The sequence below is a fragment of the Dielma fastidiosa genome (assembly GCF_003475485.1).
Taxonomy (GTDB): domain Bacteria; phylum Bacillota_I; class Bacilli_A; order Erysipelotrichales; family Erysipelotrichaceae; genus Dielma; species Dielma fastidiosa.
Genome location: NZ_QRQL01000002.1, coordinates 643,929 through 659,614, shown reverse-complemented (window position 1 = coordinate 659,614; position 15,686 = coordinate 643,929). Strand labels below are relative to the sequence as shown.

Below are 15,686 nucleotides of genomic sequence, written 5' to 3'. Positions count from 1 at the left end.
GCTCTAATAATGAAGTTAGAGCATTCTTTGTATAAAAAGAAGGTGAACAGATGAATGAGACAATCTTAAAATTAGAGAATATTACGAAGATCTATTCGAATGGTGTTGTTGCGAATAGGGATATCAATATTGAATTCAGAAAAGGTGAAATTCATTCCATTGTTGGTGAGAATGGCGCCGGTAAATCAACATTGATGAAGATTATATTTGCCATTGAAAAGCAGACGAACGGTAAAATTTACTACAAAGGGAATGAAGTGCATTTTAACGATTCAATGGAAGCGATTAAGAATGGTATCGGTATGGTTCATCAGCATTTTATGCTGATTCCTTCCTTCACGGTTGCGCAGAATATCGTATTGGGCAGTGAACCTAAAAAAGGTGTGTTTATTGACATGAAGTCAGCAATTGCACAGACGCAGGAACTGGCTAAGAAATATAATTTTGATGTTGATGTTACACAGAAGGTCAGCTCGCTGACGGTTAGTGCCAAACAAAAGGTTGAAATCTTGAAAACGCTGTACCGCAATGCGGAGCTGATTATTCTTGATGAACCGACGGCTGTATTAACACCGCAGGAGACTGAGGCATTGTTTGAACAGCTGAAATATTTTAAAGAAACAGGTCATACGATCGTCTTTATTTCTCATAAGCTGAATGAAGTTAAACAGATTTCAGACCGTATTACGGTTATCCGTAACGGTGAAACTAAGGGAACGCATGACGCGAAGGATGTTACAATTGATCAGCTGACAGAACTGATTATCGGCAGAAAGCTTGAAAATTCATATGATGAGTTTAAAAAGCCGGTTGAGGACGCTAAGGTAATTCTTGATGTTGCCAATCTGAATTATGCTGAAAAAGGTGTTAAGAAGCTGCAGGATATTAATTTCTCAATCAAGCAGGGAGAAATCCTCGGTATTGCTGGTGTTCAGGGTAATGGACAAGAGGAATTGATTCAAATTATTACCGGTCTGCGCAATAAGCAGGAGGGTGTAATTAAGATTGATGGTGTTGATGTCGGCGGCATGAGTATTTATCAGAAACGTGAAAGCGGTCTTTCTTATATTCCTGAGGATCGTATGCGTGATGGTATCGCGGCTGAAGCTAGTATTGCTGATAATATGATTTCTACATATTACGAACGTAGTGATTTAAGTGGTAAAGTCTTTTTAAAAACCAAGAATATCCATAATGAGGCTAAGCGCCTGATTGAGAAGTTCTCCGTTAAGACGAAGTCTGAGAATGATAAAATCGATTCATTATCCGGTGGTAATATTCAGAAAGTTGTAGTAGCCCGTGAGTGGAATACTAATCCGCATTTGATGGTAGCTGAACAGCCGACACGCGGTATTGATATCGGCAGTGCCAACTATATTCATCATCAGCTGATTGATATGCGTAACAATGGTTCTGCGTTGCTTTTAGTCAGTGCTGACTTAAATGAAGTTATGGCGCTGAGCGATCGCTTGCTGGTCATGTATGAAGGTGAGATCGTAGCTTACTTTGATAGTCTGAAAGGCATTACGGAAAGTCAGCTAGGTCTTTATATGCTTGGTGTTGAGCACCAGAGTGAAGAAGAGATCAGGGGGGCTGTATATGAGTAATCCACTGAAGAATGGTGTAGCGAAAAAGAAAATTAAGTGGACGGATGATCTGCCTTTTGAAATTATCCGTATGCTGCTTTCTATTGTTATCGCTTTATTTGTAACTTTTATTGTTTTGTGTTTTGTATCAAAGACACCGGTTGATGATTTTATTCAGCTGCTTACTTATCCGCTGCAGGGTAAATTCTATTTCGGTTATGTATTGATTAAGATGGTACCGCTGACGTTTGCCGGTTTGGCTACCTTGCTGTATTTCAGAACGGGTTTGTTTAACCTGAGTACAGAAGGTATCTTCTATATCTGCGGTGTTGTATGTACCTATTTTGCGGTTGGTTCGATTCCTTTGACAGGAAATGGTTTCATCGATTCAGGGATTTGTATTCTTGCCTCTGGTATCGTGGGAGCGATTATTGCCTTGCTGCCAGGTTATCTGAAAGCTAAATATAATGCGAATGAAATGGTTATTTCATTGATGATGAACAGTATTCTGTTTGGTATCGGTTTCTATCTGATTAAAACTTATCTGGCTGTTGAAGGTGTTTCAGGCAATGCATCAGCACCATTTGCAAGTTCTGCCAAATTAGCGATTATCATGGATGGAACGCAGGTGCACAGCGGTTTGATTTTAATGCTGATTGCTGTGGCAGCAATTTATATTCTGTTATTTAAGACAAAACTAGGCTATACGATTCGTATGACTGGTTTAAATGATCGTTTCGCAAAGTATTCAGGAATGAGTTCATTCGCGTTATTCATGGCTGTGCATCTGATTGCCGGTTTCTTAGGCGGTGCTGGTTCAGCCATTGAGTTGCTGGGTACTTATAAACGCTTCAGCTGGACACAATTGCCAGGCTTAGGCTTTACCGGTGCGTTGATGGCAATGCTTGGAAAGAACCATCCGATCGGTGTATTGATTGCGGCTTTTGGTATCAGTTATCTGCGTGCCAGCGCGCAATTATTAGCTAACTCAAGTCCGGTTATCGATGTTAAGCTGGTATCCATTGTTGAGGTTATTCTATGTCTGCTGATTTCTTCACAGTACTTCCTGAAGAAGTGGCGTGAAAAACAGCTGCTTAAAAATGAAAAGGAGGAAATGAAAGATGAATAATATTGATATTGTTTCAACCTTCTTTACTCCAGCGTTTATTTTCGTTGTTATCCGTGTAGGTGTGCCTTTGATGTTTGCGTCAATGAGTGCCTATGTTGCTTCAATTTCCGGTATTCCAAATATCGCGGTTGAAGGTATTATGATCATGGCTGCCTTGTTCGGCGTGTATTTCAGTGCAATGACAGCGAGTGCATGGCTTGGTTTATTAGGCGCTATTGGTATCGGTATTATCATGGCTTTGGTAATGGCCTTCTTTACAATGAAGATGAAGGCGAATCCAATCATGATTGGTATTGCCCTGAACTTGTTTGCGGCTGACTTCAGCGTATGGCTGCTGTTAGTATGGACGGGTTCCAAGGGCACAACGGCTGCATTGCCTTCAAAGGTACTGCCAACGATTGACATACCAGTGATTAAGGATATACCGATCCTCGGTGAGATTATATCAGGACATTATTTCTTAACTTATGTCTGCATCGCACTTGCGATTTTGATTTGGATTCTTGTTTATAAGACACCATTTGGTCTGCGTATGAAGGCCTGCGGCCTTGATGAGCATACCGCTGAATCAGTAGGTGTTAAGGTTCAGAAAGTGCGTTTAATCGCGATTATCCTTTCAGGTATTCTGGCGGCAATGGCTGGTGCTTATCTGTCTATGGGTTATCTGTCCATGTTCTCAAGCAACATGACGGCATCCAGAGGCTGGATCGGTATCGCTGCTGAGGCGGTTGGTCAAGGCAACTTCCTGATTGTTGTGCTTACAACTATTGTCTTCGCGATTGCTCAGGGTGTAGTAAACCAGCTGATTCTGACAAATCTGCCAGCCGAGCTGGTAAATATCATTCCTTATGTCTGCGTATTGATTGGTCTGGTTATGCTGTCTGTCCGTGAATACCAGAAAGCTAAAAAGTAGGTAATTCATGACACGTAAAGTAATTATTGACTGTGATCCCGGACACGATGATATCATGGCTATTCTGTCATGCCTCGCACATCCGCAAGAAATTGAAATTCTCGGTTATACGACGGTATGCGGCAATAACTTAACGGATCAGGTTACTAAAAATCTATGTTCCGTACTTACTTATTTGGGTATTGACGGTAAAGTGGCAAGGGGTTATCAGGAGCCGATCCTGCTGAAGCCAGAGCCGCAAAGCGCTCATGGTCAAAGTGGTTTAGACGGTCCTGTACTGCCTGAGCCAACGGTTATGCCGATTCAGGAGCACGCGCTTGAATTCATGCGCCAAAGTCTTGAGGAATGTGAAGATCAGGTTACGATCATCGCTTTAGCACCGCTGACGAATGTAGCGATGCTGCTTAAGACTTATCCGCATCTGAAAGAAAAAATTGAATGTATCACGATTATGGGCGGCAGCCTGTATTCGGGGAATATTATTGAACGAGCTGAATTTAATCTGTATGCCGATCCGCATGCAGCTAAAATCGTATTTGAAGCTGGCGTACCGCTGGTGCTGAGCGCTATTGAAATCTGTAATGAGGTAGCGATTAAGCACAGTGAGATCGATGCTTTAAAGGGTCAGGGCTATGTCAGTGATCTGGTTCATGACCTGCTTCAGTTCTTCTCTGAATGGGGCCGCAAAAGAAATTACACAACATCGCCGATTTTTGATTTAGTACCAGTGATGCATCTGCTGCATCCAGAACTGTTTCAGGCGAAGATGTGTCCTGTGCATATCGTGACGCATGGCAGCTATACACGCGGCATGAGTGTCGTAAATGAACAGGAAACCGATCCGGATAAATGCAATACATTAGTATTAATGCATGGTGATCGGGATAAGTTCATTGAGTATTTTTTAGAAGATATTAAATACTTAGATAAAAATTATTAAACAAACCCGGATCATTCCGGGTTTACTTATTTTGAAAGGAGCTTTATGAAAAAACAATGTATCGAGTTGATTGACAGTCAGTCAAATGAAATTCTTGAATTAAGCAAAAGATTGTTTGAAACACCGGAATTAGGCTTTAAGGAGCATAAGACTAAAGCGTTGATTCAAGACTATTTGAAAAAAGAAGGCTTCACCATCAGCAAAGAATATTTTGAGACAGGGTTTGAAATTACCATTGGTTCCGGCAAACCGCATATCGGTCTGATATGTGAATTAGATGCGATTCCTACTCAGGGACACCGCTGTGCTGATCCTGTTGATCACGCGGCTCACAGCTGCGGTCATTCAACACAGGTAGGTATCATGCTGAGCGCGATTACTGCTTTAAAGAAACTGGATGCGGTGAAGAACGGCGGTACGATTACGCTGTTTTTTACCCCTGCAGAAGAATTCTGTGATTTGGCTTACCGCAAAGAACTGCAGAAAGCCGGTAAAATAAAAACCTTATCAGGCAAGACCAACATGCTGCTTGCCGGCTGTTTTGATGATATTGATTTATGTATTCATATGCATGGCATGGGCGAGTATCGCGGTTATAAATTTTCTGTTGATTCCACATTGGCCGGCTTCCTGTATAAGGAATATAATTTCATCGGCAAGGCTTCACATGCCGCTGTCTGCCCGGATCAGGGTGTGAATGCGTTAAATGCTTTCGCATTATTCCAAAGTGCTGTCGGCATGCTTCGTGAAACCTTTGTGGATGAAGACAAAAACCGCGTTCACGGCATGATAACTAAGGGAGGAGATACCGTTAACTCCATTCCATCACATGTTGTTTATGAGGGATATGTGCGCTCCTTCAATACTTTGAAGCTGCAGTCAATCAGCGATCAGCTGACGCATACCGCCAAACACTGCGCGCAGGCTTTAAATGGCGAATGTGAAGTACATGATATGCCGGGCTATCTGCCATTCCATCAGAATCATGATTTAAGCATGATTATTTATAAAAATATGCTTGAATTCACTACCGAGGATCAGATTTTAACTGATGAAAAGAGTGTCGCGGCGGGTGATATCGGTGACCTTGGCTGCTTCATCCCAACCATTCAATTCGGCTACACCGGCTTTAAGGGAACGATGCATGGCAAGGATTTAGAAGTCATCAGCGAACAGGAAGTTTACATTGAGCCGGCAAAGATTGTGGCAATGAGTGTGCTTGATCTGCTTCAAGATCCTTCTTTAGTTGATAACATTAAGAAGAATTTCAAACCGGAAATGACGATGGAGGAATATAAACAATATGTCGGTATTACAGACTGAACAATTTAAGCCTACCAAGGAATCGGTGATGAGTCATCAGGTGCCTGAATGGTACAATGACTGCAAGCTGGGCATTTTTATTCATTTTGGACTCTATTCAGTACCAGCCTACGCGCCGCTTGGCAAGCAGTTGGGTGAGGTTGAGCTTGATGAGCGATGGTATGCTTATAATCCCTATGCGGAATGGTATCTCAATTCATTGAGAATTGGTTATGGCCCTACTTATGAGCATCATGTAAAGACCTATGGCAAGGATTTTGATTACAACCAGTTTACAGAAGGCTTGACCTGTGAGCATTTCAATCCTAAGGCATGGGCTGATTTATTCAAAGAAGCAGGTGCCGGTTATGTGGTACTGACGACGAAGCATCATGAGGGTTATTGTTTGTGGGACAGTCAGTATACGGATTTTAATTCAGTGAAGACAGGCCCTAAACGTGATATCCTTAAGGAACTAAATCAAGAACTGAAAGCCAATGATTTACGCTTAGGTGTCTATTACTCAGGAATCATTGACTGGCAGTATTCGAAGCAGCCAATGATGAGTCAGTATCAGGTTGATCATCCGGATAATGATACTCAGGAATATGCTGATTATGCCTTTAATCAGGTAAAGGAACTGATTGATGAATATAAACCAAGTCTGATCTGGAATGATATTCTATGGCCCTATGCCGGGATGCAGCGGCTTCCTGAACTGCTGGCTCATTACTATAACACCGTCGCTGAGGGTGTCATTGATGACCGCTGGGGTGAGGGCTATCACGATTATACGACAAAGGAATATAAGATGGGGGAACGTTCACTGAGTGAAAAATGGGAAATGACGCGCGGAATCGGGCATTCCTTTGGCTACAATGAGCTTGAGGGCGAGGATGAATTAATTTCATCCAGAGAACTGATTGAACTCTTGATTGATACTGTTGCTTATAACGGCAATCTGCTGATCAATATTGGGCCTAAAAAAGATGGCAGCATCTGTCCGCTGCAGGCACAGCGTTTAAAAGAATTAGGCGCTTGGCTTAAAATACACGGGGAAGCGATCTATAAAACACGGCCTTACAAGCTGCAGCATGAACCAATTGACGGCGGTGAGATTTATTATACATGTACTGATGAAGCCGTTTATGCGTTATGCACGAAGCTGACAAGCAGACATCTGGAATTACTGCCGCAGGGCAGTCACGCTGAACTGATCACACCCATTCATGCGAGCTTGCAGATGGACGATACACTGGTCATTGATATCGAGGATGCAATTGAAGATCTGAGCGCGTTAGTGATTAAATTTAAAAGGTAAAAACCGACATTGAGTAACTATGGAAACACCTATTCTGAGAACAAAGAGACTTTTGTTAAGACCTTTTTGTGAAGATGATACAGAGAATGTATTTACTGGCTGAAAGAGTGATCCAAAGGTCGCTAAATATATGTTTTGGTGCAGTCATAACGATCTTGAGAAAACTAAAAAATGGATACCTTTTGAAATAAATCAGTTACCCTCTGATTATTGGTATCGCTGGGCCGTGATTTTAGCGGAAAGCGGTGAATTAATTGGCATGGGACTTATTTATTATGAAGAGGAATATAATTTGTTTGAGGTCAGTTATAACTTTAACCGCCAATATTGGGGCTATGGATATGCCACAGAAACAATGAAGGCAATTCTTGACTTTGCGATACTCTTGAACTAAAGGTTATTGTCGCAAGATATGGAAAGGCAAACAAAGCCTCAGAGAAAGTCTTGACAAAATTGGGTTTCAGCTTTGTCAAAGAGATTGTTTTTGAAGCAAATGAAGGACGCGTATCCTATGAAGGTGTTGAATGTCAGCTTAAATTTGAATAACCAGCTTAATCAAACCATTAGAAAAAGCAATCAGTGGTTTTCCTGATTGCTTTTTTGCTATAATTGATGAAAAATTGGCTGCATATTTTGATAAGTGCAGAAGGTTTCAAAACCAAGATTTTTTAATATTCGTTTTGCTTCATCAAAGCCGGCACCTAAATGCTCAGGCTTATGGCTGTCACTGCCAATCGTGATAATCTTACCGCCCAGCTCATGATACAGCTTTAAAATATCAATAGAAGGCGTTGTATCTTTTAAACCATAACGGCCATAGGAGGTATTAAATTCAATACCCTTGCCATTCTGGATAACAATACTCAGAATTTTCTCAATCAATGGCTTAATTTTCTCAAAGGGATAAATACCTGCCTCATCATATCTGGTAATCAGATCCATATGAGCCAGTACACAATAGTTCTGATAGTTTTCCACAAGGTGAAGCATCTCCTCATAATAACGTTCATTATATTGCTGCTGACTTCTGCCGCGCTGAAAATCCTGTGTCCAGAATTCTTTATCCTCTACCTGATGAACCGATAATAAGATAAAATCAAATGGATAGCGTTGAAAAAGCTGTTCAAATTGATCAATCGTGTGCATTTGAATACCAAATTCAAGACCGGTTTTAATCGTTATTTTATCCCCATATTTTGCCTGCATATCTTTAATTGCCCGCATATATTTAGGATAATCAACATTTGCCAGCGGATCGTTGTGCCGGTAGACAATTTCTTTGCCGCTGTCCCAGTCAACCTTAATACCATAATCAACATGATCAGTGATACAAATCTCATCCATTTTCATCGCGATGGCGTCTTTAATTACATCCTCTAATGGATAACGGGAATCATCACTGAAATCCGTATGTACATGATAATCTGCAAACATAGCCTGCCTCCTTGTAATGTTTTACTTTATTGCTATAATTATACTGTGCAATTCAATAGTATCATATCGTTTTTATATCAAATTTAATAACAATCCTGTGAGGTGAAGTATATGACAATTGAACTAAAGGATGATCGATCAGAAAAGGTACACTATGATTCACTGAATTATCCAATCTATATCCGCAGGGCAATGCTTTCTCAGTGTCTGAACTATACAGCGCCGAGTCACTGGCATGATGATATTGAACTTATCTATATAATAAGCGGCTTCATGGATTACAATGTGAATGGCAATATAATCCGTCTGCATGAGGGGGAAGGAATATTTGTCAATTCAAGACAGGTACATTATGGCTTTTCAAATGAGCAAAAGGACTGTGACTATATCTGTATTTTATTTCATCCGCTGCTGCTATGTACAACATTAGCATATGAGCAGGAATTTGTTTCACCCTTAATTAATAATGACGCACTGCCTTATGTCAAATTGAATAAGCATACTGACTGGCAGTCTGAAATCCTCAAACAGATTTATGCTGTCTATGAAAACAGACATAAAAATGCATCCCCTTTGTATTGTCAGGCTGCTTTTTCTGCCATTTGGTTTTATCTTTGCGATAATCTGCCTGTTGAAACAGTGCTGAAGAAACAGTCAGGCAATCTGACTATCATCCGCAACATGGTTGGTTATATTCAGAAAAATTATGCGGAAACGATAACTTTAAAAGAAATAGCAGCGGCGGGTTCAGTTGGAGAGAGTAAATGCTGTCAGTTATTTAAAAAGTTTTTCACACAGACACCGATTGCTTACCTAAACCAATATCGATTGAATAAGAGTCTTGACTATCTGCGGGATACTGATTTTACGGTGAGTGAAATTGCTTTAATTACAGGCTTTGGCAGTGCCAGCTATTATGCAGAGACATTTCGTAAATATTACAAACAAAGTCCTTCTGATTTTCGCAAGCAGCAAATCAATCAGACAAAATTAAACACATAAGAAAGTGAATAATTTCATAGGATATAGCAGGAGGGATATCTATGAATGATACAGCAAATGGCTTCCACTTTGAAACCAATCCTTACCATAACCTGTCGCTTAAAGACAGAAAAGTATTAGAACTTTCAGGTGTAAAATTAATTGACAGCTTTGACGCGAATGAATTTTTAATGGATACATCACAGGGCTGGATGGTTGTGCATGGTAAAGATTTAACCCTTGCCAAGATGGATACTGATCATGGCGATGTAATCATAAAGGGTGTTATTGATTCAATTGAATACATCACCAATAAGAAAGGAAACGGCAAGGAATCACTGATCAGCAGGCTTTTTAAATAATGCTTTTGCCGCAGCAGCTGCAGTCATTGATTGCGCATTTTCTCGGCGGTGTTATGTTTGCCATGATTTTCAGCCTATATTCATTGATCAGCGCTCGTTTCTCAAGGCTTGCCCGCTGTTTTTGGACGACACTGTTAACCTTGTCTGCAACGTGTGTTTTTTATTATTGTCTCTATCAAATTAATGGCGGTGAAACCCAGATTTACTGTATAGCGCTCTTTGCGATTGGCTTCTACTGCTTCTATAAATGGATTTATTTACTATTTTTGCCCTTTTATATTAGATTTATATCACTTTTTAAACCAATTGTTCACTCTGTCAGGCTTGTCAAAAAGAAAATGTATGCTATAATAACAAGTAGGGTAGGCTTAAAAAAGGGAGGACAAGAAATGGATAATGCGAAAGCATCCGGCAACAAGAAGCGTAGCAAATTACTGTCTCACGCAAAGAACGTTGTTCTTATTGCCTTTTCATGTATCTTTATTTACAATGTCTTCAATGAAGTCATGACAACTAGAGAGTTACAGCAAAACCTTGCGGAAGCACAGGTTGTGGCGAGTGAAATAGAGGCTGAGCGTGCTGATCTTGAAGAAGAAAAAGAGAAGCTGCAGAATCCTGACTATGTGAAGCGTTATGCGCGTGGAAAACTGCTGGTTTCACAAGATGGTGAACAGGTATTTTCACTTGAACCATCAGACGGAAAGTAAATTAAAGAAAGACCCTGTGAGGTCTTTTTATTTTTGCTTTCTAAAGTAGTTTTTCTTGTGATATTTGAAAAATTCAACCCGGCTCTGAGTGCAGTAGCGTTCCTTTAACCGAATGGCTGTGTTAATGCCATACGCTTTAAAATGCGGATCATTTAATAATTCTGAACAGATGATCAGCTGACCGTTTTCTTCAAAGCTGATATATCCCTGATCAAACAAATAATCATGATTGCGGCACAGCAGCAAGCCGTTGTTGTTATCCATCGCTTCATAAACATGGGCACAGTCACGGAATGGCTTAATATGACTGGCAATCAGCATCTGCGGCAGATGGATACCGCAGATCGCGCAGCAATGGTTAAACTCATTGAACAGGCAGTCCTTGAAAAAAGTCTGCAGCTCTTTCGATTCATCACGATCAACAGGAATCCCCATCGCAGGCAGGATATCCAAAATCACATCACAGCTGTCATAAGCAATCATTTTATAATCAGTGTTGCGCATTTCCAGCTTTTTCTTAGCGCGGTAAATGTCACGCGTGTATAAAGCACGGACACAGCTTGAAATAATCGGCCGTTTATTTTCATAATCTTCAAGAACCCATTCAATATATTGTTTCAGGTTAGGATTAAAACGGCACAGGGCTTCGTCTACTTCAATAAATAAGATACTGTTCTGCATCAAATAGACAAGATCCTCACAGCCAAGATCAGCCATCAGATCAATCGGATGAAAAGTAAGATCCAGATAGGATAAAAGGACTTGACGATATTTCATTTCACGGATGCAGCATTCAAACAAGGCGGCGGCTTCACATTCAGATTTCTCATAGCTTTTCGCATAAACAGTTGCCGGCTGTGACAGATCGATGCCGTCCTCCAGCGTTTTAAGGTTGCCGGTGGCCTGAAGAATTCTAATCACTTCTTCAATACTGTCCCGGCTGGTTTCACAAAACTGTAATTTTAACTCTTTTTCCAGTTGTGAGATCAGGGAACGAATTGAAGTTTTATTAATTTCCAGCGTATCAATCAGATTTAAAATACGCTTTATGATATTCTTGTTCATGAAAATCACCTCTTTTACCTATTATACATCAAATTTTGATATTCTTTTTCATATCAGTGACACTATGTGCGTGATTTCGACAAAACCAAAGCGCTACAATAGTAGCAATTGAAGGAGGATTTCGAAATGAAAGGTCCAGGTATTAAAGATTACTTAGAAATTTTAGAAAAGAAAAAACAAGATGCAGCCAAGGCGGGGTTAAAAACGATCGAAATTTCTTCCAAAGGGCTGCATGCGGAGGTGTCACCAAATCACGCGACGATGCCGACATGCTGTCAGGCGATGTATAAGCTGGCATTGACGGGGGATGAAATTCTGAGAAGACCAAAAGGACAGACAGGATTTGGTTCACATTTGGTAATTCTATATCGTACAGATGAATTAGACAGCCGGGAACGTTTATTCCCAAGTAAGAAGCGCGGAAGACCAAGCAAGTCACCGGAAGAAAAGGCATTGGCTAAAAAGCAGAAAATGAAACGCAGTACAGAGGATTTGAGTAAATTGATCCGTTCATGGCTGGATGAGCATGGTTGGGATTATACAGAAATTAAAAATGAAATATTAGCTCAGCATGAGAATGAACGCTGGGTGATCAATGTTCAGGGAATTAAAAGGGGAAGAAAGCAGACACTGCCTAGTAAAGTCACCGAATTAATTACAAAGATTCAGGACCCTTCAATTCATTATAGTCTGGCATTTAATGATTCACCAATGACCCGCAGACAGTGGAACGAGATTTCTCCAGTGGTGAAAAAACAGCTGAAGCTCAGTGTATTATTAGCTGATAAACAAGGAAATATACAGGAATTATAAAAAGCAAGTCAGACTTCGGTCTGGCTTTTATATTCACACAACGCTGTCTTAGCTATAAACTAGGTTGAGGTGAGTTATGATTGAATGGTTATTTCTCGTCATGGCCTTGAGCTTTGATGCGTTTCTGGTAAGTATCACCTATGGATTGGATAACATGAAGGTGAACCGTTCTGCCTCAGTGATTATCGCTTTTATTGGTACGCTTTTTTTATTCTTGTCTTTAAGCTTCGCGGCGTTGATTCAAAGCTTATTGAATGAACAGCTGGCATTAGCGTTAAGCGCGGGTCTGCTGATGCTTTTAGGCTGCTGTTCCTTGTTTAAGAGTCTTTGGAAAAGCTGGCTGGGAAGATTAAAACGACAGCCGATGTGTGTGAAATTTAAGAATATCGTATTGCTGCTGGAGATTGCGGAAGATGAAAAGAAGGCAGATGTGGATAATTCCAATACGCTTTCAGTAAAAGAGGCGATTATGCTTGCAACAGCCTTATCCATGGATTCCTTAGCCAGCGGTTTTGCCTATGGTTTATCGATCACACCCTCGATCAGTCTTTATCTGGTGAATTTTATTGTCTGTGTATTGTTTGTACAGCTGGGATTGCTGATTGGCAAGGTGATGAAAGGACGTCTGCGCTGGGATCTGTCATGGCTGAGCGGAGCCTTTCTGATTCTGCTGGCCTTTTCCAGACTGTTATAATCAAGCCGGCAGCGCATGCTTTCTTGTTTTAATTTGCGCTGACTAGCTGAGCTTTTTGATCGGCAATGATCCAAGTGCCTTTGCGGTAGAAGAAAAGTGATAAGGCTGTGGCAATCGTCCAGCCGATCGGCCATGCGAACCAGATGCCGGCTGCCGCAAAGAAGCGTGAAAGCACAGCGGCTAAAATTACCCGCAGCAGTAAATCGGTAAATGTCGCTGTCATGAATTGTGACATCATACCGGCTCCGCGCAGAATGCCGTCGGCAACCAGTTTAGCGGATACGATGAAGTAGAAGGGGGATAGGATACTTAGAAATTGAACACCCGTATCTATCGCCAGACCTGTTGAATGATCCATAAAGATATAAATCAGCCAGCGGCCGGCACACAGATACAGCAGCACGAGCGGCACACAAATCAGCCAAACCATTCTGATGCCGGCATGAAAGCCTTCCTTGATTCGCTGCGGCTTATCAGCACCGAGGTTTTGCGCTGTATAATTAGAGATTCCGTTGCCCAAGGTAGTAAATGAGGTAATGACCATGTTATTCAGTTTAACTGCGGCTGAATACCCGGCGATCACACTGGCTCCGAAGCTGTTGATGACACTTTGAATGAGTATGTTGCCCACAGAGATAAAGCTTTGCTGGAGGATGCTTGGAACGGCAATCCGCGCGATTCTGCCAAACATTTCCCATGAATAAAGCTGCGTATGGCCTTCCGTTTTAATTGCGGCAAGCCGTTTTAATACGACGGTAAGCGCGAGGATACAGCTGATTCCCTGACAGAGAAAGGTTGCCCATGCGACACCGGCCACCCCCATCTGGAATGCTTTGACGAAAAGGATATCGACGGCAATATTGGATAATGAGGAAACCGCCAGAAAAATAAAGGGTGTCCGTGAATCACCCAATGCTGAGAAGATACCGGTTGAAACATTATAGAAAAACATAAAAGGAAGCCCTAAGATATAAATATCCAGATATAATTTTGAAGCTGCGATTATTTCTGAGGGTGTATGAATCAGCTCTAACAGCAGAGTACAAAGGGTCAGACCGCCCAGCATTAATAAGCCGCATAAAACAGCACTGGCAATTAATGTTGTGGTGACCGCGGTTTTCATATCACGATAGTTTTTAGCACCGAATAGCTGTGATACAACGACCGAACAGCCAATGTTGCAGCCAAATGCAAAGGCTATAAAAATTAAGGTTACTTCATAGCTGTTGCCGACCGCAGCCAATGCCTGTTCACCGATGAATTTGCCCGCCACAAAACTGTCAGCGATATTATACAGCTGCTGAAAGAGAATACTGCCAAACAGCGGCAAGCAGAATTTCCACAAGACACTTGACGGCTTTCCTACGGTTAAATCGTTATTCATACCCATCATCCCTTCGTTATTTTATATAAAAGATTGAACCCTAACCAGCTTCGTATTATACTCTATATAGTATCAGATGAATAATATATAGTTGATATAGCTGATATCATAAATAGTTATATCCGGGAGGTTGCTGATGGCTGTTAATTTTGAATATTACCGTATCTTTTACTATGTCGCAAAATATCGCAGCATGACACAGGCAGCGGCTGCATTAATGAGCAGTCAGCCCAATGTAACCCGGGTGATCAATAATCTTGAAAATGAATTAGGCTGCCGGCTGATCATCAGAAATAACCGCGGCATCACGTTAACGGCTGAAGGGGAGCAGCTTTATAAACATGCTGCTATCGCCTTTGAACAGCTGCAGAGAGGTGAGGCTGAGCTGTCGCAAAATGCTGGTCTGCAAAGCGGCATTCTCTATATCGGTGCCAGTGAAACAGCGCTGCATGGTTTATTGCTGCCCATCCTGCGTCAATTTCATGAGGCTTATCCGGCTGTGCGTTTGAAAATCTTCAATTATACGACCCCGCAGGCCATCAATGCGTTAAAAAGCGGTCAAATTGATTTTGCGGTGGTGACATCACCTACTAAAGTCAGCGGTTCACTCCAAGAAATTAAACTTAAAACAATTCATGAAATATTGATAGCTTCATCATCTTTCACATCATTAGCCAATAAAAAGCTGCATCTAAATGAACTGACGCAATATCCGCTGATCAGCTTGGCTCAGAATACCCGTACCTATGAGCTTTATAATAAATTCTATCTGGATCATGGCTTGGAATGGGAACCTGATATTGAAGTTGCGACCTCTGATTTAATTCTGCCAATGGTTAAAAACAGTCTGGGTTTAGGTTTTATTCCGGCTGAATTTGCTCAGGAAGCGTTAAGTAAAGGTGAAATCATTGAAATACAATTAGTTGAAAAAACATTAGACCGCACGATTTGTCTGATCCAGGATACCCACCATGGCTTAAGCATCGCGGCCAGAGCAATGCGTGATCTGCTTGTTGAACAGGTAAAATAAAAGCTGTGTTTCAGAATTTTAGAAC

At 41.3% G+C, this 15,686-nt stretch carries 15 protein-coding genes and 2 pseudogenes; 14 read left to right on the top strand and 3 right to left on the bottom strand.

Going from position 1 to position 15,686, the window contains the following annotated elements; translation table 11 throughout:
- Positions 1-50: 50 nt before the first annotated feature.
- From DWZ33_RS07880 to DWZ33_RS07850, 7 genes and pseudogenes are all read left to right on the top strand, one after another.
- Positions 51-1,607: an ABC transporter ATP-binding protein gene (locus DWZ33_RS07880; RefSeq protein ID WP_118454411.1), complete on the top strand. Its 1,557-nt coding sequence runs from the start codon at positions 51-53 to the stop codon at positions 1,605-1,607.
- The gene (locus DWZ33_RS07875; RefSeq protein ID WP_022939255.1) at positions 1,600-2,715 is read left to right on the top strand and encodes an ABC transporter permease; all 1,116 of its coding nucleotides are present in this window, start codon (positions 1,600-1,602) and stop codon (positions 2,713-2,715) included. Before DWZ33_RS07880 ends, DWZ33_RS07875 begins: the two co-directional genes overlap by 8 nt.
- Positions 2,708-3,628, top strand: a complete 921-nt coding sequence (locus tag DWZ33_RS07870; protein WP_022939254.1) for an ABC transporter permease — start codon at positions 2,708-2,710, stop codon at positions 3,626-3,628. Before DWZ33_RS07875 ends, DWZ33_RS07870 begins: the two co-directional genes overlap by 8 nt.
- Before the next feature lie 7 nt (positions 3,629-3,635).
- Positions 3,636-4,568, top strand: coding sequence for a nucleoside hydrolase (locus DWZ33_RS07865; protein WP_118454410.1), 933 nt, complete (start codon positions 3,636-3,638; stop codon positions 4,566-4,568).
- Positions 4,569-4,613: 45 nt separating this feature from the next.
- On the top strand, positions 4,614-5,891 hold the full coding sequence (locus DWZ33_RS07860; RefSeq protein ID WP_118454409.1) for an amidohydrolase: 1,278 nt from the start codon (positions 4,614-4,616) through the stop codon (positions 5,889-5,891).
- The gene (locus DWZ33_RS07855; RefSeq protein WP_118454408.1) at positions 5,872-7,191 is read left to right on the top strand and encodes an alpha-L-fucosidase; all 1,320 of its coding nucleotides are present in this window, start codon (positions 5,872-5,874) and stop codon (positions 7,189-7,191) included. Before DWZ33_RS07860 ends, DWZ33_RS07855 begins: the two co-directional genes overlap by 20 nt.
- A 118-nt stretch (positions 7,192-7,309) precedes the next feature.
- Positions 7,310-7,585: pseudogene (locus tag DWZ33_RS07850) on the top strand (GNAT family N-acetyltransferase); the annotation flags it as partial.
- 209 nt (positions 7,586-7,794) lie between these two features.
- Here DWZ33_RS07850 and DWZ33_RS07845 read toward each other — a convergent pair.
- Complete coding sequence (locus DWZ33_RS07845; RefSeq protein ID WP_022939249.1) at positions 7,795-8,625, bottom strand: histidinol-phosphatase HisJ family protein; 831 nt, start codon at positions 8,623-8,625, stop codon at positions 7,795-7,797.
- Between the two features lie 111 nt (positions 8,626-8,736).
- Between DWZ33_RS07845 and DWZ33_RS07840 the strand changes: the two genes are divergently transcribed.
- From DWZ33_RS07840 to DWZ33_RS17965, 4 genes and pseudogenes are all read left to right on the top strand, one after another.
- Positions 8,737-9,627 (top strand): AraC family transcriptional regulator, encoded by an 891-nt coding sequence (locus tag DWZ33_RS07840; RefSeq protein WP_118454406.1) that lies wholly within the window; start codon positions 8,737-8,739, stop codon positions 9,625-9,627.
- A gap of 41 nt (positions 9,628-9,668) precedes the next feature.
- Positions 9,669-9,968 carry a sporulation protein YabP gene (gene yabP / locus DWZ33_RS07835; protein WP_022939247.1) on the top strand — a complete coding sequence of 100 codons (300 nt, stop codon included), beginning with the start codon at positions 9,669-9,671 and terminating at the stop codon, positions 9,966-9,968.
- Positions 9,968-10,210: pseudogene (yabQ, locus tag DWZ33_RS18520) on the top strand (spore cortex biosynthesis protein YabQ); the annotation flags it as partial. The gene yabP and the pseudogene yabQ, both read left to right, overlap by 1 nt.
- A gap of 147 nt (positions 10,211-10,357) precedes the next feature.
- A complete protein-coding gene (locus tag DWZ33_RS17965; RefSeq protein WP_060694836.1) occupies positions 10,358-10,675 on the top strand; it encodes an FtsB family cell division protein in 318 nt (105 codons plus the stop codon).
- A 27-nt stretch (positions 10,676-10,702) separates the two neighbouring features.
- On the opposite strand, the gene DWZ33_RS07825 is transcribed toward DWZ33_RS17965, so the two are convergent.
- Positions 10,703-11,740, bottom strand: a complete 1,038-nt coding sequence (locus DWZ33_RS07825) for an HNH endonuclease (RefSeq protein ID WP_118454405.1) — start codon at positions 11,738-11,740, stop codon at positions 10,703-10,705.
- 126 nt (positions 11,741-11,866) lie between these two features.
- Here DWZ33_RS07825 and DWZ33_RS07820 point away from each other — a divergent pair, with 126 nt between their 5' ends.
- Together DWZ33_RS07820 and DWZ33_RS07815 are read left to right on the top strand one after the other, a co-directional pair.
- A complete protein-coding gene (locus tag DWZ33_RS07820; RefSeq protein ID WP_022939244.1) occupies positions 11,867-12,553 on the top strand; it encodes a hypothetical protein in 687 nt (228 codons plus the stop codon).
- A 76-nt stretch (positions 12,554-12,629) separates the two neighbouring features.
- Positions 12,630-13,247 (top strand): manganese efflux pump, encoded by a 618-nt coding sequence (locus tag DWZ33_RS07815; RefSeq protein WP_022939243.1) that lies wholly within the window; start codon positions 12,630-12,632, stop codon positions 13,245-13,247.
- A gap of 28 nt (positions 13,248-13,275) precedes the next feature.
- Here DWZ33_RS07815 and DWZ33_RS07810 read toward each other — a convergent pair whose 3' ends face one another.
- On the bottom strand, positions 13,276-14,631 hold the full coding sequence (locus DWZ33_RS07810) for an MATE family efflux transporter (RefSeq protein ID WP_118454440.1): 1,356 nt from the start codon (positions 14,629-14,631) through the stop codon (positions 13,276-13,278).
- 136 nt (positions 14,632-14,767) lie between these two features.
- On the opposite strand from DWZ33_RS07810, the gene DWZ33_RS07805 reads away from it, so the two are divergent.
- Complete coding sequence (locus DWZ33_RS07805) at positions 14,768-15,661, top strand: LysR family transcriptional regulator (protein ID WP_118454404.1); 894 nt, start codon at positions 14,768-14,770, stop codon at positions 15,659-15,661.
- The last annotated feature ends 25 nt before the right edge of the window (positions 15,662-15,686 follow it).

Coding starts and splice junctions, on each gene's coding strand:
- DWZ33_RS07880 (WP_118454411.1), top strand. CDS start 51: ATGAATGAGACAATCTTAAAATTAGAGAATATTACGAAGATCTATTCG.
- DWZ33_RS07875 (WP_022939255.1), top strand. CDS start 1,600: ATGAGTAATCCACTGAAGAATGGTGTAGCGAAAAAGAAAATTAAGTGG.
- DWZ33_RS07870 (WP_022939254.1), top strand. CDS start 2,708: ATGAATAATATTGATATTGTTTCAACCTTCTTTACTCCAGCGTTTATT.
- DWZ33_RS07865 (WP_118454410.1), top strand. CDS start 3,636: ATGACACGTAAAGTAATTATTGACTGTGATCCCGGACACGATGATATC.
- DWZ33_RS07860 (WP_118454409.1), top strand. CDS start 4,614: ATGAAAAAACAATGTATCGAGTTGATTGACAGTCAGTCAAATGAAATT.
- DWZ33_RS07855 (WP_118454408.1), top strand. CDS start 5,872: ATGTCGGTATTACAGACTGAACAATTTAAGCCTACCAAGGAATCGGTG.
- DWZ33_RS07845 (WP_022939249.1), bottom strand. CDS start 8,625: ATGTTTGCAGATTATCATGTACATACGGATTTCAGTGATGATTCCCGT.
- DWZ33_RS07840 (WP_118454406.1), top strand. CDS start 8,737: ATGACAATTGAACTAAAGGATGATCGATCAGAAAAGGTACACTATGAT.
- yabP (WP_022939247.1), top strand. CDS start 9,669: ATGAATGATACAGCAAATGGCTTCCACTTTGAAACCAATCCTTACCAT.
- DWZ33_RS17965 (WP_060694836.1), top strand. CDS start 10,358: ATGGATAATGCGAAAGCATCCGGCAACAAGAAGCGTAGCAAATTACTG.
- DWZ33_RS07825 (WP_118454405.1), bottom strand. CDS start 11,740: ATGAACAAGAATATCATAAAGCGTATTTTAAATCTGATTGATACGCTG.
- DWZ33_RS07820 (WP_022939244.1), top strand. CDS start 11,867: ATGAAAGGTCCAGGTATTAAAGATTACTTAGAAATTTTAGAAAAGAAA.
- DWZ33_RS07815 (WP_022939243.1), top strand. CDS start 12,630: ATGATTGAATGGTTATTTCTCGTCATGGCCTTGAGCTTTGATGCGTTT.
- DWZ33_RS07810 (WP_118454440.1), bottom strand. CDS start 14,631: ATGAATAACGATTTAACCGTAGGAAAGCCGTCAAGTGTCTTGTGGAAA.
- DWZ33_RS07805 (WP_118454404.1), top strand. CDS start 14,768: ATGGCTGTTAATTTTGAATATTACCGTATCTTTTACTATGTCGCAAAA.